Origin of the sequence: Novosphingobium fluoreni (genome assembly GCF_014196615.1) — a bacterium.
Lineage (GTDB): Bacteria > Pseudomonadota > Alphaproteobacteria > Sphingomonadales > Sphingomonadaceae > Novosphingobium > Novosphingobium fluoreni.
Window position 1 is genome coordinate 514,950 of the sequence record NZ_JACIDY010000002.1, and the last position, 23,363, is coordinate 538,312.

The 23,363-nt window shown below is 65.3% G+C and carries 19 protein-coding genes; 15 read left to right on the forward strand and 4 right to left on the reverse strand.

The window, feature by feature from the left end:
- The first annotated feature begins 6 nt into the window (after positions 1–6).
- The 8 genes from GGR39_RS06205 to GGR39_RS06240 all read left to right on the forward strand — a co-directional run bounded on the left by GGR39_RS06205 (position 7) and on the right by GGR39_RS06240 (position 10,889).
- Positions 7–756: a DUF2334 domain-containing protein gene (locus GGR39_RS06205; RefSeq protein ID WP_183616310.1), complete on the forward strand. Its 750-nt coding sequence runs from the start codon at positions 7–9 to the stop codon at positions 754–756.
- A gap of 56 nt (positions 757–812) precedes the next feature.
- Entirely contained in the window at positions 813–1,988 is a 1,176-nt protein-coding gene (locus GGR39_RS06210) for a glycosyltransferase (protein ID WP_183616311.1), read from the forward strand.
- A gap of 121 nt (positions 1,989–2,109) precedes the next feature.
- Positions 2,110–2,946, forward strand: coding sequence for a hypothetical protein (locus GGR39_RS06215; protein WP_183616312.1), 837 nt, complete (start codon positions 2,110–2,112; stop codon positions 2,944–2,946).
- Entirely contained in the window at positions 2,946–3,485 is a 540-nt protein-coding gene (locus GGR39_RS06220) for a DUF2141 domain-containing protein (protein ID WP_183616313.1), read from the forward strand. The genes GGR39_RS06215 and GGR39_RS06220 overlap by 1 nt, the downstream gene beginning before the upstream one ends.
- A gap of 17 nt (positions 3,486–3,502) precedes the next feature.
- Complete coding sequence (locus GGR39_RS06225; protein ID WP_183616315.1) at positions 3,503–4,660, forward strand: glycosyltransferase; 1,158 nt, start codon at positions 3,503–3,505, stop codon at positions 4,658–4,660.
- A 258-nt stretch (positions 4,661–4,918) separates the two neighbouring features.
- A complete protein-coding gene (locus GGR39_RS06230; protein ID WP_183616316.1) occupies positions 4,919–6,160 on the forward strand; it encodes an efflux RND transporter periplasmic adaptor subunit in 1,242 nt (413 codons plus the stop codon).
- Positions 6,160–9,348, forward strand: coding sequence for an efflux RND transporter permease subunit (locus GGR39_RS06235; protein ID WP_183616317.1), 3,189 nt, complete (start codon positions 6,160–6,162; stop codon positions 9,346–9,348). Before GGR39_RS06230 ends, GGR39_RS06235 begins: the two co-directional genes overlap by 1 nt.
- Positions 9,345–10,889 (forward strand): efflux transporter outer membrane subunit, encoded by a 1,545-nt coding sequence (locus GGR39_RS06240; RefSeq protein ID WP_246388370.1) that lies wholly within the window; start codon positions 9,345–9,347, stop codon positions 10,887–10,889. Before GGR39_RS06235 ends, GGR39_RS06240 begins: the two co-directional genes overlap by 4 nt.
- Positions 10,890–10,894: 5 nt before the next feature.
- On the opposite strand, the gene GGR39_RS06245 is transcribed toward GGR39_RS06240, so the two are convergent.
- Positions 10,895–12,190 carry an MFS transporter gene (locus GGR39_RS06245; RefSeq protein ID WP_183616519.1) on the reverse strand — a complete coding sequence of 432 codons (1,296 nt, stop codon included), beginning with the start codon at positions 12,188–12,190 and terminating at the stop codon, positions 10,895–10,897.
- 133 nt (positions 12,191–12,323) lie between these two features.
- Between GGR39_RS06245 and cyoA the strand changes: the two genes are divergently transcribed.
- Genes cyoA through GGR39_RS06280 form a run of 7 tightly spaced genes read left to right on the forward strand, consistent with a single transcriptional unit; the run spans position 12,324 to position 19,166 of the window.
- Entirely contained in the window at positions 12,324–13,577 is a 1,254-nt protein-coding gene (gene cyoA, locus GGR39_RS06250; protein ID WP_183616318.1) for a ubiquinol oxidase subunit II, read from the forward strand.
- A gap of 17 nt (positions 13,578–13,594) precedes the next feature.
- The gene (gene cyoB / locus GGR39_RS06255) at positions 13,595–15,607 is read left to right on the forward strand and encodes a cytochrome o ubiquinol oxidase subunit I (protein WP_183616319.1); all 2,013 of its coding nucleotides are present in this window, start codon (positions 13,595–13,597) and stop codon (positions 15,605–15,607) included.
- Positions 15,604–16,251, forward strand: a complete 648-nt coding sequence (cyoC, locus tag GGR39_RS06260; RefSeq protein WP_183616320.1) for a cytochrome o ubiquinol oxidase subunit III — start codon at positions 15,604–15,606, stop codon at positions 16,249–16,251. The genes cyoB and cyoC overlap by 4 nt, the downstream gene beginning before the upstream one ends.
- Positions 16,248–16,610 carry a cytochrome o ubiquinol oxidase subunit IV gene (gene cyoD / locus GGR39_RS06265; RefSeq protein ID WP_183616321.1) on the forward strand — a complete coding sequence of 121 codons (363 nt, stop codon included), beginning with the start codon at positions 16,248–16,250 and terminating at the stop codon, positions 16,608–16,610. Before cyoC ends, cyoD begins: the two co-directional genes overlap by 4 nt.
- Positions 16,607–17,320 (forward strand): SURF1 family protein, encoded by a 714-nt coding sequence (locus tag GGR39_RS06270; protein WP_343055797.1) that lies wholly within the window; start codon positions 16,607–16,609, stop codon positions 17,318–17,320. The genes cyoD and GGR39_RS06270 overlap by 4 nt, the downstream gene beginning before the upstream one ends.
- The gene (locus tag GGR39_RS06275; protein ID WP_221225974.1) at positions 17,302–18,615 is read left to right on the forward strand and encodes an ATP-binding protein; all 1,314 of its coding nucleotides are present in this window, start codon (positions 17,302–17,304) and stop codon (positions 18,613–18,615) included. The genes GGR39_RS06270 and GGR39_RS06275 overlap by 19 nt, the downstream gene beginning before the upstream one ends.
- A complete protein-coding gene (locus GGR39_RS06280; protein WP_183616322.1) occupies positions 18,612–19,166 on the forward strand; it encodes a response regulator transcription factor in 555 nt (184 codons plus the stop codon). The genes GGR39_RS06275 and GGR39_RS06280 overlap by 4 nt, the downstream gene beginning before the upstream one ends.
- 19 nt (positions 19,167–19,185) lie before the next feature.
- On the opposite strand, the gene GGR39_RS06285 is transcribed toward GGR39_RS06280, so the two are convergent.
- From GGR39_RS06285 to GGR39_RS06295, 3 genes are all read right to left on the reverse strand, one after another.
- Positions 19,186–19,512 carry a hypothetical protein gene (locus GGR39_RS06285; protein ID WP_221225975.1) on the reverse strand — a complete coding sequence of 109 codons (327 nt, stop codon included), beginning with the start codon at positions 19,510–19,512 and terminating at the stop codon, positions 19,186–19,188.
- 95 nt (positions 19,513–19,607) lie between these two features.
- Positions 19,608–20,945 (reverse strand): alkaline phosphatase family protein, encoded by a 1,338-nt coding sequence (locus tag GGR39_RS06290; protein ID WP_425490585.1) that lies wholly within the window; start codon positions 20,943–20,945, stop codon positions 19,608–19,610.
- Positions 20,946–20,947: 2 nt separating this feature from the next.
- Entirely contained in the window at positions 20,948–23,308 is a 2,361-nt protein-coding gene (locus GGR39_RS06295) for a TonB-dependent receptor (protein ID WP_183616323.1), read from the reverse strand.
- Positions 23,309–23,363 lie beyond the last annotated feature (55 nt).

The following is a 23,363-nucleotide window of genomic DNA, read 5'->3' on the forward strand; positions in this document are numbered from 1 at the left end:
CGCCTGATGAAACGACTGCTGCTTTCCGTGCACGACGTCGCCCCCTGCTTCGAAAGCGAGGTGGATCGGCTGGCGGACCTGCTTTCCGGTCTGGCCGGTGGCCCGCGCCTGGCGATGCTAGTGGTGCCAGACCATTGGAGCCGTGCGCCGGTCGGCGCCGCACCCGCGTTCCAGGCCCGCTTGCGCGGCTGGGCCGATGCAGGCGTGGAAATGTTCGTCCACGGCTGGACTCACAAGGACAGCGCGGCCGACCGCCTGGGCCTTAGCGGAACAGCCGCCTTGAAGGCCAAGCACATGACGGCGGGGGAGGGGGAGTTCCTCAGCCTGTCTCGCACGGAGGCGGCGCGCCGCATGCGTGATGGGAAGGCGCTGGTGGAGGATATCACCGGCCGCCCCGCCGCCGGCTTCATCGCCCCGGCCTGGCTCTATTCCGACGGTGCGAAAGAGGCGTTGGTCGACTGTGGCTTTGCCCTGGCGGAAGATCACATGCGCGTGTGGCAACCGGGGGCGGAGGATCGACCGCTGGCGCGCGGGCCGGTGATCACCTGGGCCAGCCGCAGCACCGCACGTACCGCGTCCTCGCTCGCCTTCGCGGCGTTGGCGCGCCAGGCGCTGCATGGCTTGCAGACCGTACGCATCGCCGTCCACCCCGGCGATGTGACCAAGGACAGTCTGCTGCGCAGCATCGAACGCACCGTCACCGCCTTTGCGACGCGGCGCGCCGTTAGTCGCTATGCTGACTTGAATTTGATTTAGAGGCCACTCACGATACGCCCGATGCGGGTCGGGCTTGCGTGCGGAGTCTGTCGGGCATGGAACAGCCCTTATCGATCCTGATGCCGATCCACAGCTTCGAGCCGGGCGGCGTGGAGCGGGTCGGCCTCAATCTGGCGCGAAGCTGGCATGAGGCCGGGCACAAGGTGGTGGTTCTGCTGGGGCGGGACGAGGGCGCCGATCGCGCCAACGCGCCCCGGCTGCATTACGAACGGCGCCATACCCGGATGCGGACCGGGCCGTTTGAATCGCTGTGGCTGACGTGGTGCCTGCTGCTCTATTTACGCCGCCATCGGCCGGACGTGATTTTCTGCGCGGGCAATACTTACGCGGTGGTGTGCGCCGTGGCGCGGCTGTTCTACGGGCCGCAGTGTCCACCGATCGTGGTCAAGGTCAGCAACGATCTGGAACGGCGGGACAAGCCGAAGTTACGCCGCGCCGCTTATCATACGTGGCTGCGCGTGCAGGGCCTGATGTTCGACCGTTTCGTCGCGATCGCCGCGCCTGGCCGGGCCGAGATCATGCACCACATGGCGGTCGGCCCCCACCGCACGGCCGTGGTGCCGGACCCGGCGCTCACCACGCGGCGATTGCGGACGCTGATGGCCATCCCGCGAAGCGAGGCGCGGAGCATGGACGTGCGCTTCGTGGCCGTGGGGCGGCTGGTGCCGCAAAAGAACTTCGCGCTGCTGCTGGAGGCTTTCGCACGCGGCGCCCGCTCTGGTGATACGCTGACGATCGTGGGGGACGGCCCGCAACGCACCAAGCTGGAGGCGCAGGCCGTTCACTATGGCATCGAGCGGCAAGTGCGTTTGATCGGCCATGTCGCAGATCCCGATCCCTATCTGGCGCGGGCCGACTGCATGGTTCTAAGCTCGGATTACGAGGGCGTTCCCGCCGTGGTGATCGAGGCGATCGCGGCGGGTCTGCCGGTGATCTCTACAGACTGTTCGGCCAGCATGCGCGAATTGCTGGCCGGGCGCGGCGTGCTGGTGCCGGTGGGCGATGTCGATGGTCTGGCCCGCTGGATGACGGACGCGCTCTCACTTCCAATCGCCACGCGTGACACGCGCAGTTACGCCGCCGATTTCGTCATCGAAGAGTCGCGAGACAAGTATATCGCCATCATGCGCGAGGCGATCGACATTGCTCGTAACGATTTGTCGGTCTTCACGCCCTCGACAATGCGGAAGTGCCATATTCGCGGAGTCTAAGTTCGGCGAAGACAGCCAGAAGGGCCTCCTCTTGAACAACACCATTACTCTGGAACCTCGTGAGGTTCCAACGCTGAAGTTGCGCGCTCAAGATACAGCGTCCCGGATAAAGGGTGTGGCCATGTTGCCGCTGGCCTTCTCCGCGCTGATCGCGCTGGGCATCGTGCTGGAATTGCGTGGCATCAACATCCGCCAGATCGCATCGATGGTCCCGCGTTCGCCCGCGTTCTGGGTGATCTTCGCGGTTTTCTACATGACCGGGCCCGCAAGCGAATGGGTGATCTACCGCCGCCTGTGGGATCTGCCCGCCGGCTGCATGACCGCGCTGCTGCGCAAGCTGGTCTGTAACGAACTGCTGCTGGGGTATCTGGGCGAGGCCTATTTCTATGCTTGGGCGCGCCGCAAGACGCGGATGATCGCCGCGCCTTTTGCCGCGATCAAGGACGTCTCGATCCTGTCCGCCATGGTCGGCAACGGGGTGACGCTGGCGCTGCTGATCTGCACTTGGCCGTTCATCCGCTCGACGCCGCTGGGGCTGGAGAACGGGTCGGTGGTGCTATCGCTCAGCCTGGTGCTGCTGACTTCGATGGCGATGATGGCGTTTCGCCGCCGCCTGTTCTCTTTGGAGCGCGAGGAATTGAGTTTCATCGCCTTGGTCCACTTGGCGCGCATCATGCTGATGACGGGGCTTTCTGCGCTGCTGTGGCACATGGTGCTGCCCAACGTGCCACTGACCTGGTGGATGTTCCTGGCGACGCTTCGCCTGCTGATCTCGCGCCTGCCGTTCGTGCCCAACAAGGACATCGTGTTCGCCGGAGTCGCCGTGTTCACGCTGGGCCGCGAGACGGACATCGCCGCGCTGATGACGATGATGGCCTCGGCGATCCTGCTGGTCCACCTGGCGGTCGGCACGGGTTTGGTGATCAACGATCTGCTGCGGGTGGAGGAGGAGCGTTGATGCGCGCGGCATTTCTTCCGCTCGCCATTAGCCTTGCGGCGCCGACGGTTGCGGTGGCGATGCCCAGCTCACCCGATCTGGGCAAGGCCGAGGGCAAGTGCCGCGCTGATGAGAGCGGCCCCGCCTTTCTCGTCACGGTCTCAGGGCTGAAAGACCGCGTCGGACGGTTGAAGCTGGAAGTCTATCCCGCCACTCGGCAAGACTTCCTGGCGGACGACAATGTCTTGCTGGAAACCGGCAAGGTCTTCCGCCGGGTGGAGGAAATTGTGCCGACGGGCGATCCGGTGCGAATGTGCATCCGGGTGCCGCAACCCGGACCTTATGCGCTGTCCCTGCTGCATGACCGGGATATGGACCGCAAGTTCAAGTGGACGGTGGACGGCATCGGCTTTTCTGCCAATCCCCGGCTGGGCTGGGGCAAGCCCGACGCCGCCAGCGTGGTGACGCGGGCGGGCGGTGGGCTGACGCCTGTCACCATCGTGCTCAATTACCGTAGCGGCCTTGGCGTCGCTCCGCTGAAGCAACGCCCTCAATCCTAAGGCGGGAAGCTACCGACATGAAAATCGTGGACGTCTGCGCGTTCTACACGCCGCATGGTGGCGGTGTGCGCACTTATGCCGAGCAGAAACTGCGGATCGCGCCAAAGCTGGGGCATGACATCACGATCCTTGCGCCCGGTGACCGGGCCGAGGTGATCGAGCGTGGTCCCGGTGCACGGATCGTGATGCTGCCCGCGCCGCGTTTTCCGCTGGATCGCAACTATTGGTACTTCAACGATGAGCCCGCGTTGCACGATGCGCTGACGCAGCTGCGCCCAGACTTCGTGGAGGCATCGTCGCCCTGGCGCAGCGCTTCGATGGTCGGCCGCTGGCGGGGCACTGCGCCGCGCAGCCTGGTGATGCATGCCGATCCGCTATCGGCCTATGCCTATCGTTGGTTCGGGCCGATCCTGTCTCGCCCCAATATCGATCGCAGCTTCGCGCGGTATTGGAACCACTTGCGATCGCTGAACGGCGTTTTCGCCACCATGATCTGCGCCAATCGCGATCTGGGACGGCGGATGGCGGAAGGCGGCGTTTCCAGCGTGAAGGTGCTGCCGTTAGGCGTCGAGACCGGGGTGTTTTCGCCCGAGCGGCGCGACCCGGCGGTGCGCAACCTGCTGCTGGCGCAATGCGGCCTGTCGTCTGATGCCGTGCTCTTGGTGGGGGCCGGGAGGCTCGCCCCTGAAAAGCGCTGGCCGATGGTGGTGGAGGCCGTCGCCGCGGCAAGCCGGCATACCCCGGTGGGCCTGGCGCTGTTCGGTGACGGGCGTGAGAAAGCCTCGGTGCTGCGCGCTATCGCGGGCAATCCCCATATTCGCTTGTTCGCTCCGCAGCGCAATCGGGAGGCGTTCGCCGCGATCCTCGCCAGTGCGGATGCGGTGATCCATGGGTGCGAGGCGGAGACCTTCTGCCTCGTCGGGGCAGAGGCGCGGGCCAGCGGCACCCCGGTGATCGTACCTGATGCGGGCGGCGCGGCGGAGCACGCCGGTGGCGGCGGTGGTCTGACGTATCGCGCCGCTAACCGCTTCGCCGCGTCGCAGGCCGTGCGCAGCTTTTGCGAAAGCGCCGAAAATTGGACGCGGACGTCATCATCATTGATGAGCCATGAGCAGCATTTTGCCGCGCTGTTCCATCATTACGCGGCGTTGGGCCGGGCTTCGGTCGCCGCGTAAAGCCAAGCCCTAAGGGCACGCGAGAACAAATCGAAACACGATAAGCCCTATCGTCCGGAGATGACGGTCTACCTGCCATCTCCGAAGCGAAGAGTGTGCTCGCGTCTGTAACATTCGCGTGCTGCATTACGGAAATTTAACATGACAGACAGCGGCTCAGCGAGGGTGCCGGGCCATTGCATCCTCCGATCGTCGCACGTCCGAAACGGGCTGGCGGCATGATTCGTCCCTTCGAACTCGCAGAAAAGATGCCTTGCGATGAACTTTGACCACGCTGTGCCTGAGATGTCCCGGTCCAAGCAGATTCGGATACTCGCCATATCCGTCGCCGCGGTGGCGCTGGTGGTGGTGAGTGTCAGCGCGATCCATTCGTGGTTGAATCAGCCGCCACCGCCGCCCGTGCCGCTGCCGCCGGGGATCGTGCAACTGACCCAGGGGCAGGTCTCCAGCCTGAAGCTGGAGACGGCCGGGGCGGACGATGGCTATGCGCGCACGGGAGCCAGCGGGCAGATCGCGGTGGATGAGACGCGTTCGACCCCCGTGTTCCTGCCCTATTCGGGACAAGTGCAGCGCGTGTTCGTGCAGAACGGCGATCGCGTTACGGCGGGTACGCCGCTGCTGTCGGTGCGGACGACCGACATCGCCGACGCGCGCGATGCGCTGGCCGCTGCCGCGGCGCAGCGTTCCAGCGCTCTGGCGCAAGTGCGCGTCGCCAGTGAGAACACCGCACGCGCCGAGGAAATCTACCGCACGGCAGGCGGCGCGCTGAAGGACCTGCAACAAGCGCGCAGCGATCTGGTGGCGGCGCAGTCGCAGCTTGGCATTGCCAACGCAGCGATGACGGCGGCGCGCGCCAAGCTTTCGGTGTTTGGGGCCAGCGGTGGCGGCGGTGGAGAAGCGGTGATGCGCGCACCGATCAGCGGGATCGTGGTGACCCGCGCCATTTCGCAAGGGCAGTACGTGTCAGGGGGAGCCGGTGCCGGAGCCGGCGCTGCCCCCGCATTTCTGATCGCCGACTTGTCCCGCGTGTGGCTGGTGGCGCAAGTCGCAGAAAGCGACGCTTCGCGTGTGCATATCGGCGACCGCGTAGTGGTGACCGCTACCGCATATCCGGGCCGCAAGTTTGATGCGGTGATTAACAATGTCGGCGCGCAGATCGATCCGGTTTCGCATCGCCTGCAAGTGCGCGCCACGATCGCCAATCCCGATGGTGCGCTGAAGCCGCAGATGTTCGCGAACTTCACGATCGAAACCCCCGATCGCGAGGTGCAGTCCCTGGCCGCCGCGCCGCGCGCGCTAAGCCTGCCGACCGAAGCCGTGATACATGAAGGCGACACCGCGCGCGTCTGGGTGTGGCAAGGCAAGGGCCGCGTAAAGGTTCGCGACGTGGCGACCGGCGAGAGCCACGACGGCCGCGTGACGATCCTGGGTGGCCTGCGTCCCGGTGAGAAGGTGGTGACGCAAGGCGCGATCTTCGTGAACGAAGCAGGACTGGACTGATGATCAATCTGGTTCGCCATGCGCTGGCTCAGCGTATGACCGTCGTCGCGTTCTTCGTGGTGATGCTCATCGCTGGTGGGATCGCGTTCTACAACCTCAATATCGAGGCCTATCCCGACCCGGTTCCGCCGATGGTGGAAGTCGTCACGCAATCTTCGGGCCTTTCGGCCGAGGAGATCGAGCGTAACATTACCATTCCGATCGAAGTGCAGATGTCCGGCTTGCCGCACATGACGGCGATCCGCGCGATCTCGCTGTTCGGCCTGTCCGATGTGAAGATGCAGTTCACGTACGACTTCGACTATCAGCAGGCGCAGCAGCAGGTGATCAATCGCCTGGCGCAGTTGCCGCCGCTGCCCGGCGGGGCCGCGCCCACGATTTCGCCCACCAGCCCGGTCGGTGAGATCTATCGCTATCGCATTGCCGCGCCAAAGGGATACTCGGTTGAGGATCTGAAGACGCTGCAGGACTGGGTGCTGCAACGCCGCTTCCGCGCCATTCCCGGCGTGGCGGACGTAACCGGCTGGGGCGGCAAGCTGCGCAGCTATGACGTGGTGGTCGATAACGATCGCCTGCAGGCCCATCACCTCACCGTAGGCGCGGTGATCGAGGCGCTGGGCAAAGCCAATGCCAACGTCGGCGGCCAGACCATCAACTTCGGCGCGCAAAGCGCGATCGTGCGCGGCATCGGCCTGATCCAATCGGTCGAATCGCTGGAGACGACCCCGGTCGGCCGGGACGGTTCGGCTGCGGTGCTGGTGCGCGATGTCGCGACGGTGAAGATCGGCAACATGCCGCGCAACGGCATCGCCGGGCTGAACAAGGATGACGATGTCGTCGAGGGCATCGTCCTGATGCGTCGCGGCTCGCAATCGATGCCCACGATCCAGGCGGTCAAGGCCGAGATCGAGAATATCAATTCCAGCGGCATCCTGCCTCCCGGCGTCCATCTGGAGCGCATCTACGATCGCTCCGACCTGATCGGCGTCACCACGCACACCGTGATGGAAAACCTGATCGCCGGCGTGCTGCTGATCTTCTTCCTGCAGTGGGCGTTCTTGGGCAATCTGCGCAGCGCCCTGATCGTGGCCGCCACCATCCCCTTCGCGCTCGCCTTCGCGGTGCTGATCCTGACGTTGCAGGGCGAAAGCGCCAACCTGCTATCGGTGGGCGCGCTGGACTTCGGCCTTGTCGTGGATGCCACCGTCATCATGGTGGAAAATATATTCAGACACATGGCAGAGCGATCGCATCACGTGGAAACGCATGAGGGCGGCCGCTACACCATGGCCAGCCGCATCGGCGCTGTGCTGGGGGCCAGCAGCGAAGTGAGCCGCGGCATCTTCTTCGCCGCCGCGATCATCATCACCAGCTTCCTGCCGCTGTTCACGCTGACAGGCGTGGAAGGCCACATCTTTGGTCCGATGGCCAAGACGTACGCCTATGCGATCATCGGCGGTCTGCTGGCGACGTTCACGGTGGCGCCGGTGCTGTCCTCGATGATGCTGCCCGACAAACTGGACGAAGCCGAGACCTGGCTCGTCTCGCGCATACGCCGCCTGTATGAACCTGCCGCCGCCTTCTGCTTCCGCAATCAGGTGCTGGCGATCGGCGCGGGCGCGGTGATGGTGATCGGTGCGTTCATCGGCGTGCGCAGCCTGGGTGTGGAGTTCCTTCCGCACCTGGAAGAGGGCAACATGTATATCCGCGCGTCTCTGCCCGCGGCGATCTCGCTGGATGCAGGCGAGCCAACGGCGCGTGCGATCCGGCGTGACATCCTGAAGTATCCGGAAGTCACGGCAGTGCTTTCCGCGCATGGCCGCCCGGACGACGGCACGGACGCAACCGGATTTTTCAACATCGAATACTTCGTACCGCTGAAGCCGTTCGACGAATGGCCCAAAGGCATGGACAAGGAGAATCTGGTTTCCGAACTGTCCGCCAAGTTGCAAGCCAAGTATCCCGGCGTAGACTTCTCGTTCTCGCAGATCATCGAGGATAACGTCGAGGAAGCGGCGTCGGGTGTGAAAGGCGCGAACTCTGTCAAGCTGTTCGGGCCGGACCTGGTGACGCTGGAAAAGATCGCGAACCAGATGCGCGACCAGATGGCCAAGGTGCGCGGCATCACGGACCTCGGCATCTTCCAGTCGCTAGGCCAGCCCACGGTGCGCATCGATGTCGATCGCGAAAAGGCGGCGCGGTACGGTCTCTCGGTAGACGATGTGAATCAGACGGTGGCGGCCGCTATCGGCGGTACCTCCCCGGGCGACCTGTACGAGCCGCATACCGATCGCCACTTCCCGATCGTGGTGCGCCTGCAACCCGGCCAGCGTGACAGTCTGGAAACGGTGAAGCGGATCACCGTGGGCGCCACAACGCCGGACGGCACCGCGATCAGCGTGCCGCTTTCCGAACTGGCGGACATCCACCTGACGACGGGCGCAAGCTTCATCTATCGCGAGCATCAGCAGCGCTACATCCCGATCAAGTTCTCGGTCCGCGATCGAGACCTGGGCAGCGCGGTGGCCGAGGCGCAGCAGCGGATCGCCCAGAACGTCACCCTTCCACCGGGCTACAGCCTGGAGTGGGCGGGCGAGATGAGCAACTTGAAGAACGCCGTCGCCCGGCTTGAGATCGTGGTTCCGCTCAGCCTGATGCTGATGCTTGGGCTGCTCTACGTGAACTTCCGCTCGATTCGCGATGCGCTGCTGGCGTTCTCGGTGATCCCGATGGCGGTGGTGGGCGGTGTGCTGGGGCTGATGCTGACGGGAACGGCGTTCTCGATCTCGGCGGCGATCGGCTTTGTGGCGCTGTTCGGCATCGCGGTGATGGACGGCATTCTTCTGGTCACCAGCTTCAACCAGGCGATGGACGAGGGCAAGAGCCGGGTCGACGCGCTGCGCCATGCGACCACCAACTCGCTGCGTCCGGTGCTGATGACCTGCCTGGTCGCGGCGATCGGCCTGGCTCCAGCCGCGGTCGCAACCGGCATCGGCAGCCAGGTTCAAAAGCCGCTGGCGCTGGTGGTGGTGGGCGGCATGACCATGGCCCCGCTGCTGATCCTGCTGGTGCTGCCGCTGCTTATAAGCCGCTACTCCAGCCGCGTTGCCGGCAAGCGCAGGCTGGCTGAGCCCGACGAAACGGAAACCACGACGCTGCCCGCGCTGGATGATGGAGAACCGGCATGATCCGCAAGTCCCTGACCGTCCTGGCGCACGGCGCCGCGATGGGTGCGCTCGCCTTGTCGAGCATGGCGGCGGCGAAAGAGCGTCAGCCGGTGAGCAGCACAGTGGACGTGCCGATGCCGCCCGCGGTTTCAGGATCGGCGCTGCCGCCAGTGCCGGGTGCCCCCGTGGTGCCGGCGATGGCGTTGCCGCAGACAGTCCAGCCAGGCATGGCGCTGGCGCCCGGCTGGTGGCACGGCTTCGGCAGTCCGGCGCTGGACGCGCTGGTCGATCGCGCGCTGGCCGCCAACACCGATATCAAGGCGGCGCAGGCCCGGCTCGCGCAGGCCCAGGCGCTGGTCGGCGCAGCGCGAGGCGGATTGTTTCCGCAAGTCGACGCGGGGCTGACCAGCGAGCGCCAGCGATTGTCCCGCACGCTTTCCACGCCGCTCAGCAATCCCGATCCGCAAGTATTTTCGCTGCACACCGCGCAAGTCAGCGTCAGCTATTCACCGGACTTGTTCGGGGGCACTGCGGCGCGGGTCCGTTCCGCGAGGGCGCAGGCGGCGGTCGCTGCCGCGCAAGCGGACGGGGTGCGAAACATGGTGGCCGCCAATGCCGCTTTGGCGGTGATCCAGAACGCCGCGCTCGACGCAGAGATCGCCGCGACCGGCCAGGCGGTGGAGAACAATCGCCAGGTTCTGACGCTGTTGCAGACGCGCCAGCGGCTGGGCGCGGTCGGCTTGTCCGACGTTGCCGCACAGTCCGCCGCGCTGGCCGCGATCGAGGGCCAGTTGCCCCCGCTCCTACGCCAGCGGCAGGCCAATCTTTCCGCTCTTTCCGTTCTTCTCGCGGAGGCCCCCAACGCTCCGCTGGAGGGCGCGCCAGGTCAAGCCATCGGGCCAATGCCCCCGCTCGATGCCTTGACCCTGCCGGCACAAGTGCCGGTGGCGCTGCCCGCCGATCTGCTGGCCGCCCGGCCAGATGTCGCCGCATCGGCAGCCGCGCTGGAAGGCGCCGCAGCCGATGTGAAAGTGGCGATCGCCGCGCGGTTGCCGCAGATCAATCTGACGGCCAATGCTGGCGGCATCGCCGAGGATTTCGGCAAGATGTTCGCCAGCGGCAACCCGTTCTGGCAATTGATCGGCGGCATCGTCGGCCCAATCTTCCACGGCGGTACGCTTAAGAAGCAGGAGCAGGCCGCCAGGGATGCGCTGGAGGCAGCCAAGGCGCAGTACAAGGGCACCGCGCTGCAGGCATTTGCCGATGTCAGCAATTCGCTCACCGCTCTCTCCACCGACACGACTGCGCTGGACGTGGCGGCGCGGGGGGATCAGGCGGCAAGCCAGAGCCTGACTTTCGTGCGTCGCCAGCTCAGCCTGGGCAGTGTGGGCACGCTGCAGGTGCTGAACGCCACCGCCACCGCGCAGACCGCGCGCGTGCAGTACGTGGCTGCAAAGGCGGCGCGGCTGACCGACACCGTCGCGCTCTACGCCGCCCTGGGTGGTGGATTGCGCGCAGGAGCGGGTGCGGTGCTGGCCAATACTGACACGCCGCACAGCTAAAGGGCTTAGTCGCCCCGGGCCAGTTCGCTGTTCAGCCACAGCGCCACCAGGGTGGCCACTGCGCCAGACAGCAGATAGCCGCCCGAGGCCAGCAGGCCGTAGTGCGCCGAAAGCCACAGCGCCACCAGCGGGGCAAAGCCGGCACCGAACAGCCATGCCAAGTCGCTGGTGATGGCAGAGCCGGTATAGCGATGCTGCGAAGCGAAGTTGGCGGATACCGCGCCGGAAGATTGTCCGAAGGCGATGCCCAGCAGCACGAAGCCGGTGGCCATGAACACGATCTCGCCGCCTTCGCCCAGCGATAGCAGCTGGGGCGCAAAGCCGCTGAACACTGCGATGATGGCGGCGGATACGCCCAGCAGTGTGCGGCGGCCGAAGCGGTCCGCCAGTCTGCCCGATAGGATCATCGCCAGCACGCCCAGGCCCGCCGCCACCGCTTCGATCACCAGGAAGCGGGTCGGAGCTTCGCGGGTAAACAGGAACACCCAGGAAAGCGGAAACACCGTGACCATGTGAAACAGCGCGAAGCTGGCCAGCGGAGCCAGCGCGCCGATCACGATGGTGCGCCATTCGCGCTGCAGGGTGCGGGCGATCTTCTCAGGCTGCAGGTCGCGGGTTTTATAAAGGCGCTGGAATTCGGGCGTCACCACCAGCCGCAAGCGCGCGAACAGCGCGACAACGTTGATCGCGAAGGCAACGAAGAAAGGAAAGCGCCAGCCCCAGCTGAGGAAATCCGTGGCCGGCAGGGTGGACGTGAAGAAGGCGAACAGCAGGCTGGCGACGATGAGGCCCAGCGGCGCGCCCAGCTGCGGGATCATCGCGTACCAGCCGCGCCGGTCCGCCGGGGCGTTGAGCGCCAGCAGCGAGGCCAGACCGTCCCAGGTGCCGCCCAAGGCAAAACCCTGTCCCATGCGGAACAGCGCGAGGAGGGCGATGGCGGCGGGGCCGACATCTCGATAGCCGGGCAGAAAGGCGATCGCGGCGGTCGATCCGCCCAGCAGAAACAGCGCGATCGTCAGCTTCGCGGCGCGGCCATAGGCACGGTCGATCCCCATGAAGGCGATGGAGCCGACCGGGCGCGCCAGGAATGCCAGCGCGAAGACCATGAACGAATAGAGCGTGCCGGTCAGCGGGTCGACGAAGGGGAAGAAAAACCCCGGAAACACCAGCACCGAAGCGATGGCATAGACGAAAAAGTCGAAGAACTCCGACGTTCTGCCGATGATTACGCCGATGGCGATCTCTGCGGGCGAGACATCGTGCCCTTCGGCTTCGGGTGCATCCAGGACGGCGGCTGACATATCGATGCGAATCTCCGTGGGCGCCCGCGCGGGGGTACCGGTCATGATGTCTCTATCGGCCTGGATCGCGATCAGGGGGATTGGACAAAATGTCCAATCGGTTGGCCGGCCCGCCGGGTCTATTTGGCCCGGCATGCGTAATGATCGCCCCTCGTGTGCCGACCTGACCATCGAACCCGCTTCGCTCGATCGCCCCGCGCGCCGTCGGTGGGCGGCGATGGCGCTGCTGCCGCTGACGGCGCTGCTGGGGGGATGCGACTGGATCGTGCTGAACCCCGCCGGAGACGTGGCGCGCCAACAGGCGGATCTGGTGGTCATTTCCACTTGGCTGATGCTGCTGATCATCGTGCCGGTGATGGGGCTGACGGTGTTCTTCGCCTGGAAGTATCGCGCCGCCAATACCGAGGCGCAGTACGAGCCGGAATGGTCGCACTCCACGCAGCTGGAGCTGGTGATCTGGTCCGCGCCGCTGCTGATCATCATCGCCCTGGGCGCACTGACCTGGGTGGCGACGCACATGCTGGACCCGTACCGCACGATCAATCGCATCGGCCACGCGCGGCCCGTGCCGGCGACGGCGCAGCCGCTGGACGTGCAGGTTGTGGCGCTCAACTGGAAGTGGCTGTTCATCTATCCCCAGCAGGGCATCGCCACGGTAAACGAACTGGTGGTGCCGACCGATCGGCCATTGCGCTTTCGCATCACGTCTTCCGCGGTGATGAACTCATTCTATGCGCCCGCTCTGGCCGGACAGATCTATGCGATGCCCGGCATGGAGACGAAGCTGCACGCGGTGCTGAATCAGCCGGGCCGTTACGAGGGATTTTCGGCGAACTACAGCGGCGCGGGGTTTTCGCACATGCGCTTTGCGATACGGGGCATGGATGAGGCCGGGTTCGATCGCTGGGCCGCGGCGGTGCGCAAAGGTGCAGCCTCGCTGGATCGCACGGCCTATCTCACGCTGGAAAAGCCGAGCGAGAAGGAACCGATCCGCCACTACGCCAGTGTGACGCCCGATTTGTTCGACGCGGTGGTGAACTTGTGCGTTCGCCCCGGCAAGATGTGCATGAGCCAGATGATGGCGCTGGATGCCAGGGGCGGCATGGGTAACGCCGGCCGCTGGAACCTGGCCGCGCTCAGCTATGACAAGTTCGGCCATGAGGAAGTAAGCGCGGTGACGCCCGGCGGCCTGACCCAGGCGGACCAGGTGTTTATCAAGGCCTATTGCACCAACAACCGCCCGATGTCCGCCGCCGGGATGGAGACGCAGGCCCCCGCCGACACCTCGATCCTGCAAGGCGCGGGGCTGCCGATCCCGGGTAGCCCGGGCGCTGCGCCACCCGGCCTGAGCGTGCCCGCCCCCACCACCGAACCCACCGCCTTCTGATGTCCGGAACCCCGATCATGACCGCGCCAGACCAGCATTGGTCCTTCCTCCTTGGCAAGCTGTCCCTCGACGCGCTGCCGCTGCACGAGCCGATCCTCGTCGCCACTTTCGCCGCCGTCGCGCTGGGCGGCACCGCACTGGTGGGGGCGCTGACCTACTTCAAGGTATGGGGCTATCTATGGCGCGAATGGTTCACCAGCGTGGACCACAAGAAGATCGGGATCATGTACATGGTCCTGGGCCTGGTGATGTTCCTGCGCGGCTTTGCCGATGCGGTGATGATGCGCATCCAGCAGGCGATCGCCTTCAACGGGTCGGAAGGGTACCTGACCGCGCACCACTACGATCAGGTCTTCACCGCGCATGGCGTGATCATGATATTCTTCGTGGCGATGCCGTTCGTGACCGGCCTGATGAACTACGTGGTGCCGCTGCAGATCGGCGCGCGCGATGTGTCGTTCCCGTTCCTCAACAACTTCAGCTTCTGGATGACGACTGTGGGCGCGGCGCTGGTCATGGCATCGCTGTTCGTGGGAGAATTCGCGCAGACCGGGTGGCTGGCTTATCCGCCTCTGTCAGGACTGTCCTACAGCCCCGGCGTCGGCGTGGATTATTACATCTGGGCCTTGCAGATCGCGGGCGTGGGCACGACGCTATCGGGCATCAACCTGATCGCCACGATCCTGAAGCTGCGCGCGCCCGGCATGAATATGATGAAGATGCCGATCTTCACCTGGACGTCGCTGTGCACCAACGTGCTGATCGTGGCGTCGTTTCCGGTGTTGACCGCCGTCCTGGCCCTGCTGACGCTGGACCGGTACGTCGGCACCAATTTCTTCACCAACGATTTCGGCGGATCGCCGATGATGTACGTGAACCTGATCTGGATCTGGGGTCACCCGGAAGTCTACATCCTGGTGCTGCCGGTATTCGGCGTGTTCTCGGAAGTGACGGCTACGTTCTGCGGCAAGAAGCTCTTCGGCTATTCCTCGATGGTCTATGCCACGGTGGTCATTACCATCCTGTCCTACGTCGTGTGGCTGCACCACTTCTTCACCATGGGATCGGGCGCCAGCGTCAACAGCTTCTTCGGGATCACCACGATGGTCATCTCCATCCCGACGGGCGCGAAGCTGTTCAACTGGCTGTTCACGATGTACCGCGCACGCATCCGCTTCGACTTGCCGATGATGTGGACGCTGGCCTTCATGCTGACCTTTACGATCGGCGGGATGACCGGCGTGCTGCTGGCCGTGCCCCCGGCGGACTTCGTGCTGCACAACTCGCTGTTCCTGATCGCGCATTTCCACAACGTGATCATCGGCGGCGTGGTGTTCGGCGTGTTCGCCGCGATCAATTACTGGTGGCCCAAGGCGTTCGGCTTCAAGCTGGAGCCGTTCTGGGGCAAGGTCAGCTTCTGGTGCTGGGTGGTGGGCTTCTGGATGGCGTTCACGCCGCTGTACGCGATGGGCCTGATGGGCGTGACGCGCCGGATGCGGGTGTTCGACGATCCTTCGTTGCAGATCTGGTTCGTCATCGCCGGCATCGGCGCGGCGCTGATCGCCTGCGGCATCGCCACGATGCTGCTGCAATACGCCGTCTCGATCATCCGCCGCGACCAGAACCGCGACCTGACCGGCGACCCGTGGAACGGGCGGACGCTGGAATGGTCCACCAGTTCGCCCCCGCCTGAATACAACTTCGCGTTCACGCCGATCGTCCACGATCTGGATGCCTGGGCGGACATGAAGCGCGCCGGGGTGGGCCGGCCGGAGGAGGGCTTCCGCCCGATCCACATGCCGCGCAACACCGGTGCGGGCGTGGTGCTGGCGGGCCTGAGCGGCATCTGCGGCTTCGCACTGATCTGGCACATCTGGTGGCTCGCCGCCGTCAGCTTTGCCGCGGTGCTGGCCACGGCCATCGTCCACACGTTCAATTCCAAGCGCGATTTCCACATCCCGGCAGACCATGTGGTCGAAACGGAGCGGGCGCGCGGCCAGCAACTCGCCCTAGCCACAGGTGCAGCATGAGCGCTTCCGTAACCACTCCGGCCCCGACGAACCGGGCCCCGGCGAACCTGGCGCGCTGGTACGATCTGGACGAGCACGACCATCCCGAAGGCGGCAGCACCATGCTGGGCTTCTGGATCTACCTGATGAGCGACTGCCTGATCTTCGCCATGCTGTTCGCGGCATTCGGCGTGCTGGGCGGCAATTACGCGGCGGGGCCGGGGCCGAGGGATTTGTTCGACCTGCCGCTGGTGGCGCTCAACACTTCGATGCTGTTGTTCTCGTCCATCACTTATGGCTTTGCGATGCTGGCGATGCAGCGCGGGCATGTGCGGGGCGTGCAGGGCTGGCTGGTTGTGACCGCGCTGTTCGGCGCGGCGTTCCTCTCGATCGAGTTCTATGAGTTCGCCCACCTGATCCACGAAGGCGCGACGCCGCAGCGCAGCGCTTTCCTGTCCGCCTTCTTCACACTGGTCGGTACCCATGGCCTTCACGTCACCTTCGGCCTGATCTGGCTTGGCGTGCTGCTGGTGCAAGTGGGGAAACGCGGCCTGGTCGCGGCTAATCAGCGGCGATTGATGTGCCTCAGCCTGTTCTGGCACTTCCTGGACGTCATCTGGATCGGCGTCTTCACCTTCGTCTATCTGCTGGGAGTGCTGCGATGAGTGCGGCTCATGATAGCCATGCAAGTGGCGAGGATCACGGCTCGTTGAGGGGCTATGTCATCGGCTTCCTGCTGTCGGTGGTGCTGACGGCGATCCCGTTCGCCCTGGTGATGACCGGCGCGGTGGCGGACAAGGGCCTGACCGGCATGCTCGTCGTCGGGGCGGCGGTGGTGCAGATCGTGGTGCACATGATCTTCTTCCTGCACATGAACACCAAGTCCGAGGGCGGGTGGAACATGCTGGCCTTGCTGTTCACGATCGTGCTGATCGTGATCGTTCTTTCCGGTTCGCTCTGGGTCATGCATCATCTCAATGCGAACATGATGCCCATGTCGCATGAGATGTCGGAGATGCCGTGACCGAGGTGAGGGCGAAGCGCCCTGTTGTCTTGTGCCTGACCCTGCTGGTGCTGGCGGCTGTGTTCGCCGCGTTGTCGGTCTGGCAGGTGGAGCGGCTGCATTGGAAGGAAGCGCTGATCGCGCGTGTGGAGGCGGGCACGAAGGCCGCACCGCTGCCGGTGGCGCAATTGCCGACGGGTGCGCTAGATCAACTGGAGTATCGCCGCGTCGGGCTGCGCGGCCATTATCTGCCGCAAGGTTCGGCGCTGGTGACCGGCGTTTCCACGCTAGGCTCCGGATATTGGGTGATGACCCCGATGCGGGTTGACGGAGCGGGGCGGGGACCGGCGACCTACGTCAACCGCGGCTTCGTGCCAATGGGCACCCGGATCGAGGCGGTCCGCGCCCGGACGCCGCAGGGGCCTGTATCCGTGATCGGCCTGCTGCGCCTGACGCAGCCGGGCGGCGGTTTCCTGCGTGCCAACCGCCCGCAGGAGAACCGCTGGTATTCGCGCGACGTGGCGCAGATCGCGGCGCGGCATGGCATGGCGGCGGATGCGCGCTATTTTGTCGACGCTTCGCAGGAGACGCCCAGCGCGGCGGGCGGGCCAGTGCCGGGGCTGACCGTGATCAACTTCCCCAACAATCACTTGTCCTACGCGCTGACGTGGGCGGCGATGGCGCTGCTCTCCATCGGAACGGCGGTGGTGTTATGGCGCAAGCTGCGATGACGGCGCTGCCATCGTCAGCCGGGTATCCGCCGGGCAGCGCGCGCAACATGGCGCTGCTGCTGCAATTGCGCTGGATGGCGGTGATCGGCCAGTTGGTGACGATCTGGGCCACGGTGGAATTGCTGGGCGTGCGCCTGCCGCTCGCCCATCTGATCGCCGTGCCGGTGCTGCTGGCCCTGATCAACTGGGCGACGATCATCATCGGCCGCCAGCGCGGCGGATACAGCCACCTCGAGTTGCTGGCCGCGCTGATGTTGGATGTCGGCTCGCTTACCTGGCAGTTGTATTTCAGCGGCGGCACGACCAATCCCTTCGCGTTCCTGTTCCTTCTCCAGATCGTGATCGGGGCTATCCTGCTGCCGCCCGGCTGGAGCTGGATCGTCGCCGCGATGTCAGCCGCGGCGGTGGCGGGGCTGACTTTCGACTATCGCCCGCTCGATCTCCCCGCGTCGTTCGCGCAGACGCCGATGCAGCTTTACTTGGCGGGAAGCCTGATCTGCTTTCTGCTGATTGCGGTGCTGCTGGTGTTCTTCGTCATCCGCATCGATCGCAATCGCCGCCAGAGCGACCTGGCGCTGGCGGCGCTGCGCCAGCAGGCGGCGGAAGAGCATCACATCGTGCGCATGGGCCTGCTCGCGTCCGGTGCGGCGCATGAACTGGGGACGCCGCTTTCCACGATCTCCGTGCTGCTGGGGGACTGGCGGCAACATCCAGCGCTGGCCGCCATTCCCGATTTCGCCGCTGAAGTGGAAGAGATGGATGCCCAGCTTCAGCGCTGCAAGACGATCGTAACCGGCATCCTCCAATCCGCCGGCGAAGCGCGAGGGGAAAGCCCGGAGGTCACCTCGCTGCATGCCTTCGCGCAGGCGATCGCCGGCGAATGGTCTGGCCGGACAGGCGGCATCGTGATGCTGGACGATCGCATCGGCGAGAGTGATCCGACTATCGTGTCCGATGCGGCGCTGCGTCAGGTGATCGGCAACGTCATCGATAACGCGCTGGAGGTTTCGCCCCATTTCGTGCTGTTGGTGGCCTCGATCGAAAGGGAGCAGGCGGTGATCGAAGTGCGCGATCGCGGCCCCGGCTTCGCGCCCGAGATGCTGGAGGCGTTCGGTCGCCCCTATTCCTCCACCAAGGGCCGACCGGGCGGAGGGCTTGGCCTGTTCCTGGTGGTCAACGTGCTGCGCAAGCTGGGTGGCAAGGTGGAAGTGGGGAACCTGCCGGAAGGCGGCGCGCAAGTGCGCATGTCCCTGCCGCTCGCTTCGCTGGCCTACCAACCCCGGATGGTATCATGAGCAGCCCTGAAAACGACCCCGCCGATGCTCCCAGCCTCGTCATCGTGGAGGATGATCCGGCGTTTGCCCGCACGCTGGCGCGATCGTTCGAGCGGCGCGGCTACAGCGTGCGCCATGCCGCCAGCCCCGATCAGCTGACGGCGCTGCTGGCCGAGCAGGAGTTCGAATATGCCGTGGTCGACCTGAAGCTGGGCACGTCTTCAGGGCTGACTTGCGTGGAGATGATCCACGCGCGCGATCCCTTGACGCGCATCGTCGTGCTGACGGGCTTTGCCAGCATCGCCACGGCGGTGGAGGCCATCAAGCTGGGCGCGGCGCATTACCTGGCCAAACCGGCGAACACCGACGATATCGAAGAAGCTTTCGGCCGATTGCAAGGCGATGCCACGGTGCCGCTGGATGGACGCAAAAGCTCGATCAAGACGGTGGAGTGGGAATATATCCACGCCACGCTGAAAGAGTGTGACTTCAACATTTCCGAAGCCGCGCGACGATTGGGGATGCACCGCCGGACGCTGGCCCGAAAGCTGGACAAGCGGCGCATCACCTGATCGTTCAGCGGTTTAAAGCTCAGCGCTGGGGCGGGGCGGACCACATCTCCGCATCGTCGACATAGGCCTTCTGCGTACGCTTGTTGTAGAGGCACAGCTTCGACATGCTGGAGCCGCGCGTCCGGTCGGACACCAGCATCGCCACCATGCCGGTCCGGTCATCGAAGCCGACGATGGTGGATGGGCGCGCGTTGCGGATGCCGCTGGCGGCCACGCAGGCGCGTGTCACGCGCTTGTCGAACTGGGCCCAGGCGGCGGGGCTGGAAGCGTGGGCGATACCGCCGGCCACAGTGGCAGTGGTGGCCAAAGTGACGGTGGCGGCCAGGGCGATCAGGCGTCGAGTCATGCGAAGGTCTCCTGTCTGTGACGTTCTTGAACGCACGAGCTGCCGCTTCGTGATCGAACGAGGGATGAACATCATCGTCGGGCGCGCGACAGGGTTCAGAAGACGGGTGGCTTTTCGGCAGAGGGCATTGGCACGCCTAGCACGCGCGCGACGGATGGTGCGATGGCGCGCATGTCCACCACGCCCAGGTCGCCGCGCTTCTTGAGTGAAGGCCCCGATACGATCAGCGTGGAGCGCATCTGCGGCAGATCGGGCATATAGCCATGCATGCCCTTGTAGCCGGAAGGTGCGGACAAGGCCGCCGCAGGATCGCGCCCGGTTTCGAATCCCGGCTCCATGGCGATCGTCAGCACCGCTTCTGCCGGGCCGCCGCTGCGCTGGGTCTCGGCACGGTCCAGCACGCGGGCGATGTGATAGCGCGGATCGGCGGCGAGCTTCTTCACCAGCATCGTGACTTGTCCGGTCAGCGCGGCGTCGTCAGGCCGGGCCGTCACCACGAAGGCGGTGCCGCCTGCGATCCACGGCTCCGCCTGCCAGGACGAAACCTTGCCATCCGCACCCAGGCTGATGAGGCCCGCTGCCACGAACGGCGCGAAGAGGTTGATGTCCGTGGTGATCGGCTGAAACCCATGGTCGGAGACGACCACCACGGTGACATCCGGCATCGCCTTGCGCGCGGCGGAAACCAGATCGCCGACAAGGGCGTCGGTCTTCTCGATCGTGGCGATCGCGGCGGGCGAGCCGGGGCCGCTGCGATGCTCCTCGTGATCGATACCGGCCAGGTACACGGTGGTGAGGGCGGGGCGATCGGCCAGCAGCGCCTGCGCGAACTTCACGCGCGCGGCGTCACCTTCCACCGTCTCGTCGATGCCTTGCACGTACGGGCTCAGCTGCGCTTCCAGCCGTGGCAGCAGGCCGGGCGTGGCGAGCGCGGCCATCAGCTTCGCATCGTCCGCCGTGCCCGTCCGCCAGATCTGCGGCAGGTTGGCGTCGATCCCGTCCGCGCCCACGCTGACCGGCCAATGCAAGTTCGCGGTCTTCAAGCCGGCGGAATGCGCGATCTGCCATAGCGTGGGCACGCGGATATCGCTGGCGTACCAGTACCAGCCTTGCTGGTTCCTGGCTTGCGGATCGAACGTCAGGTTGTTGGACACGCCATGCCGTGCGGGCGCCGCCCCGGTAATCAGCGTGGTGTGGCTGGGGTAAGTCAGCGTGGGCAGCACGCCGACCACGCCCGAGGCATACGCCCCTTCCTGCATCAGGGCGCGCAGCTGCGGCACCTTGATCCCGCGCGCTTGCGCCTGCGTCACGTCGTCCGGCCTCAGGCCGTCGAGCGAGATCATCAGGACGGGGGAGGCTTGCACCGCCCCCGCGCTTAGCGCCAGCGAAGCCAGCGCCGCCGCCAGCACGCGCGTCAAAGTGCCACGCGCCACGATCAGAAGCCCTTCTTGATCGAGACGAAGAACTGGCGCGGCGCGCCTGCCAGCAGCGTCTGGTTGTCTCCGCTGGCGATGAAGCCGTTGGAGCCGATGGTGGAGATGTACTTCTTGTCCGTCAGGTTGGTGACGCTGCCTTCGATGCCTACACCGTGCAGCACGCCTTCGCCCTGGAACTGATAGCCGATGCTGGCGTCCACCAGCACGCGCGATCCCACCGTAACGTCATTCAGGTAAGTGACGTAGCGCTTGCTCATGTAGTCCGCGCCGACGCGGGCGGTGAACCCGTCCTGCTCGAACACGATCTCACCCTTCACCATGTGGCGCGGGGTATCGACTACGGCCATGCCGTCCGTCGCCACCAGCACCGTGCCCTGCGCGTTCACCACGTCGTTCGCGTACTCGGAGTGATTGTAGGAATAGCTGGCGAACAGCGAGAGCGGCGGCAGCACGCGCCAGTTGGCGGAGACTTCCGCGCCGTAGGTGTGGACGCTGCCCACGTTGTTCAGCGTGGCCGGATTGCCGACGATGCCCGCGCCGTTGGCGAAGGCGAGCAAGCGGTTGGAAAAGTCCACATAATAACCCACGGCGGAGGCCTGGAACGGCCCGCTACGCACGCGAAGACCGCCTTCCACCGTCTTCGACCGCTCGGGCTTCAACTGGCCGCGAATGGCATTGAAGCCCGCCTGCGTCGTGGAGAACGGACCCGTCGTGGCGGAAGACACGAAGGCGCGCATGTTTTCGGTATAGTCGGCGAACAGCTCGGCCATCGGGTTCAGCTTGAACAGTACGCTGACCTGGGGCTGGAACATGTCGCGCGCGGTGATGCGGCCGGTGGCCAGCGGCGAGGTCGTATCCGGCAGCATGATCGCGCGATTGACGACATAGACGCCCTTCCAACCCGCGTTCAGCACCAGCCGCTCGTCCATCAGGCGCACGGTGTCCTCAATATGGTATTGCAGCGTATCGGTGCCGTATTTGCCGTCCCACTGGGTGAAATAGGGGTTGCTCTGGAACTTCAGCACGTCGCGGTTGGGCGCGGCGCTGTCGGTCATGCCATAGAAGCGGCGGGCCTGGACGAACTTGTTGTTTTCAAACCAGCCGCCGATCTCCAGCCGATTTACGCCAACGTCATAGGCAAGCGTGCTGACCATGCCGAAGCGCTTCATCCGGTATTCCGTCGTGCGGAAACCTACCGGGCTGCGCGCGGTGATCACCGAGCCGTCCGCATTCAAGGCGCCGACAGGCGTGGGGGAGTAGGGCGTGATCCACGAACCCTGGCCCTTGTTCTCGTGATAATAGCCCGTCGTCACCATGGTGAGGTTGGGCGTCAGGTTGGCGTTGAAGGTGACGCCGCCCACGTAGTCTTGCCGGATCCCGGCCGCATCGAAATAGGCATCGTCCACGGTGCCGAAGCCTGCCGGGAACGTGGTGCCAACGCCGGGCCAGGGCTGCGCGTTCGCGGGGGCCTGCTGGTTCTGGTAGACCTTGGCGATCTTCAGCGCGAGCGGATAGTCGTTGGCAATGTTGTCATTGCGCAGGCCACGGCGCGCGATGATGTCGTAGCTGAGGTCCTGGTAGTCCTGCTCGCGACGGTCGGAAAAGTTCAGGAAGCCGGTGATGCTGCCCAGCGCGCCCAGATCCTTCATGATCTTGCCGTTGGCCTGGTGCTGGCGCTGCGTGCCGTAACCCTTCCACTTGTCGGTGGTGAGGTAGGCGTAGCTGAGATAACCCTTCAGGCCGCCGCCGATATCGCCGCTGTCGATGCGGGCGAATGCGCGCCAGGTATCGTCCGAACCGTAGGTGCCGCCGCCGGTCACGTTGGCCATGTCACGCGGGGTGTCGCTGAAGAATTCGATCGTGCCGCCCAGGTTGCTGGTGGAGGCGGTGCCCAGCGCGCCCGCGCCTTGCGCCACTTCGGTGCGCGCCACGTTTTCCGAGATGATGGCGCGGCTGATGTGCAGGCCGTTGACGTTGCCGTAGGTCATGTCGCCCAGCGGCACGCCGTCGAGGGTGAAGCCCAGCTGGTTCTGGTTGAACCCGCGCAGCGAGATGCGCACCGCCCACTCGTAGGCGCCGAAAGGATCGGCGGCCTGGAAGTTCACGCCCGGCAGCTTCGAGATCGCCTTCAGCGGGCTGGAGCCCGGCGTCAGGCGGGCAATATCGTCGGCGCTGACGCTTTGCACCTGGCGGCTCTGGCCAAAGCCGAGCACGACGATGTCCTGATCGTCCGCCGCGGTCTGGGCGGCGTCGGCGGCCAGCGCGGACTTGTCGGCGATTGCGGTCTGGGCGTTCGCGGCAAGCGGAAGTGCGAGCGCGGTGAAGGCGGCGCCGCTCAGAAGGCGATGTGCGATTCTCATGATGATTCCCCTGGGCCGGGTGTGGCTCGCCGCGCCCATGGGATCGCAAGGTTAC

What these genes read in the sequence shown, in the direction of transcription:
- GGR39_RS06205 (WP_183616310.1), top strand. Translation starts at nt 7, where the DNA reads ATGAAACGACTGCTGCTTTCCGTGCACGACGTCGCCCCCTGCTTCGAA.
- GGR39_RS06210 (WP_183616311.1), top strand. Translation starts at nt 813, where the DNA reads ATGGAACAGCCCTTATCGATCCTGATGCCGATCCACAGCTTCGAGCCG.
- GGR39_RS06215 (WP_183616312.1), top strand. Translation starts at nt 2,110, where the DNA reads ATGTTGCCGCTGGCCTTCTCCGCGCTGATCGCGCTGGGCATCGTGCTG.
- GGR39_RS06220 (WP_183616313.1), top strand. Translation starts at nt 2,946, where the DNA reads ATGCGCGCGGCATTTCTTCCGCTCGCCATTAGCCTTGCGGCGCCGACG.
- GGR39_RS06225 (WP_183616315.1), top strand. Translation starts at nt 3,503, where the DNA reads ATGAAAATCGTGGACGTCTGCGCGTTCTACACGCCGCATGGTGGCGGT.
- GGR39_RS06230 (WP_183616316.1), top strand. Translation starts at nt 4,919, where the DNA reads ATGAACTTTGACCACGCTGTGCCTGAGATGTCCCGGTCCAAGCAGATT.
- GGR39_RS06235 (WP_183616317.1), top strand. Translation starts at nt 6,160, where the DNA reads ATGATCAATCTGGTTCGCCATGCGCTGGCTCAGCGTATGACCGTCGTC.
- GGR39_RS06240 (WP_246388370.1), top strand. Translation starts at nt 9,345, where the DNA reads ATGATCCGCAAGTCCCTGACCGTCCTGGCGCACGGCGCCGCGATGGGT.
- GGR39_RS06245 (WP_183616519.1), bottom strand. Translation starts at nt 12,190, where the DNA reads ATGTCAGCCGCCGTCCTGGATGCACCCGAAGCCGAAGGGCACGATGTC.
- cyoA (WP_183616318.1), top strand. Translation starts at nt 12,324, where the DNA reads ATGCGTAATGATCGCCCCTCGTGTGCCGACCTGACCATCGAACCCGCT.
- cyoB (WP_183616319.1), top strand. Translation starts at nt 13,595, where the DNA reads ATGACCGCGCCAGACCAGCATTGGTCCTTCCTCCTTGGCAAGCTGTCC.
- cyoC (WP_183616320.1), top strand. Translation starts at nt 15,604, where the DNA reads ATGAGCGCTTCCGTAACCACTCCGGCCCCGACGAACCGGGCCCCGGCG.
- cyoD (WP_183616321.1), top strand. Translation starts at nt 16,248, where the DNA reads ATGAGTGCGGCTCATGATAGCCATGCAAGTGGCGAGGATCACGGCTCG.
- GGR39_RS06275 (WP_221225974.1), top strand. Translation starts at nt 17,302, where the DNA reads ATGGCGCAAGCTGCGATGACGGCGCTGCCATCGTCAGCCGGGTATCCG.
- GGR39_RS06280 (WP_183616322.1), top strand. Translation starts at nt 18,612, where the DNA reads ATGAGCAGCCCTGAAAACGACCCCGCCGATGCTCCCAGCCTCGTCATC.
- GGR39_RS06285 (WP_221225975.1), bottom strand. Translation starts at nt 19,512, where the DNA reads ATGACTCGACGCCTGATCGCCCTGGCCGCCACCGTCACTTTGGCCACC.
- GGR39_RS06295 (WP_183616323.1), bottom strand. Translation starts at nt 23,308, where the DNA reads ATGAGAATCGCACATCGCCTTCTGAGCGGCGCCGCCTTCACCGCGCTC.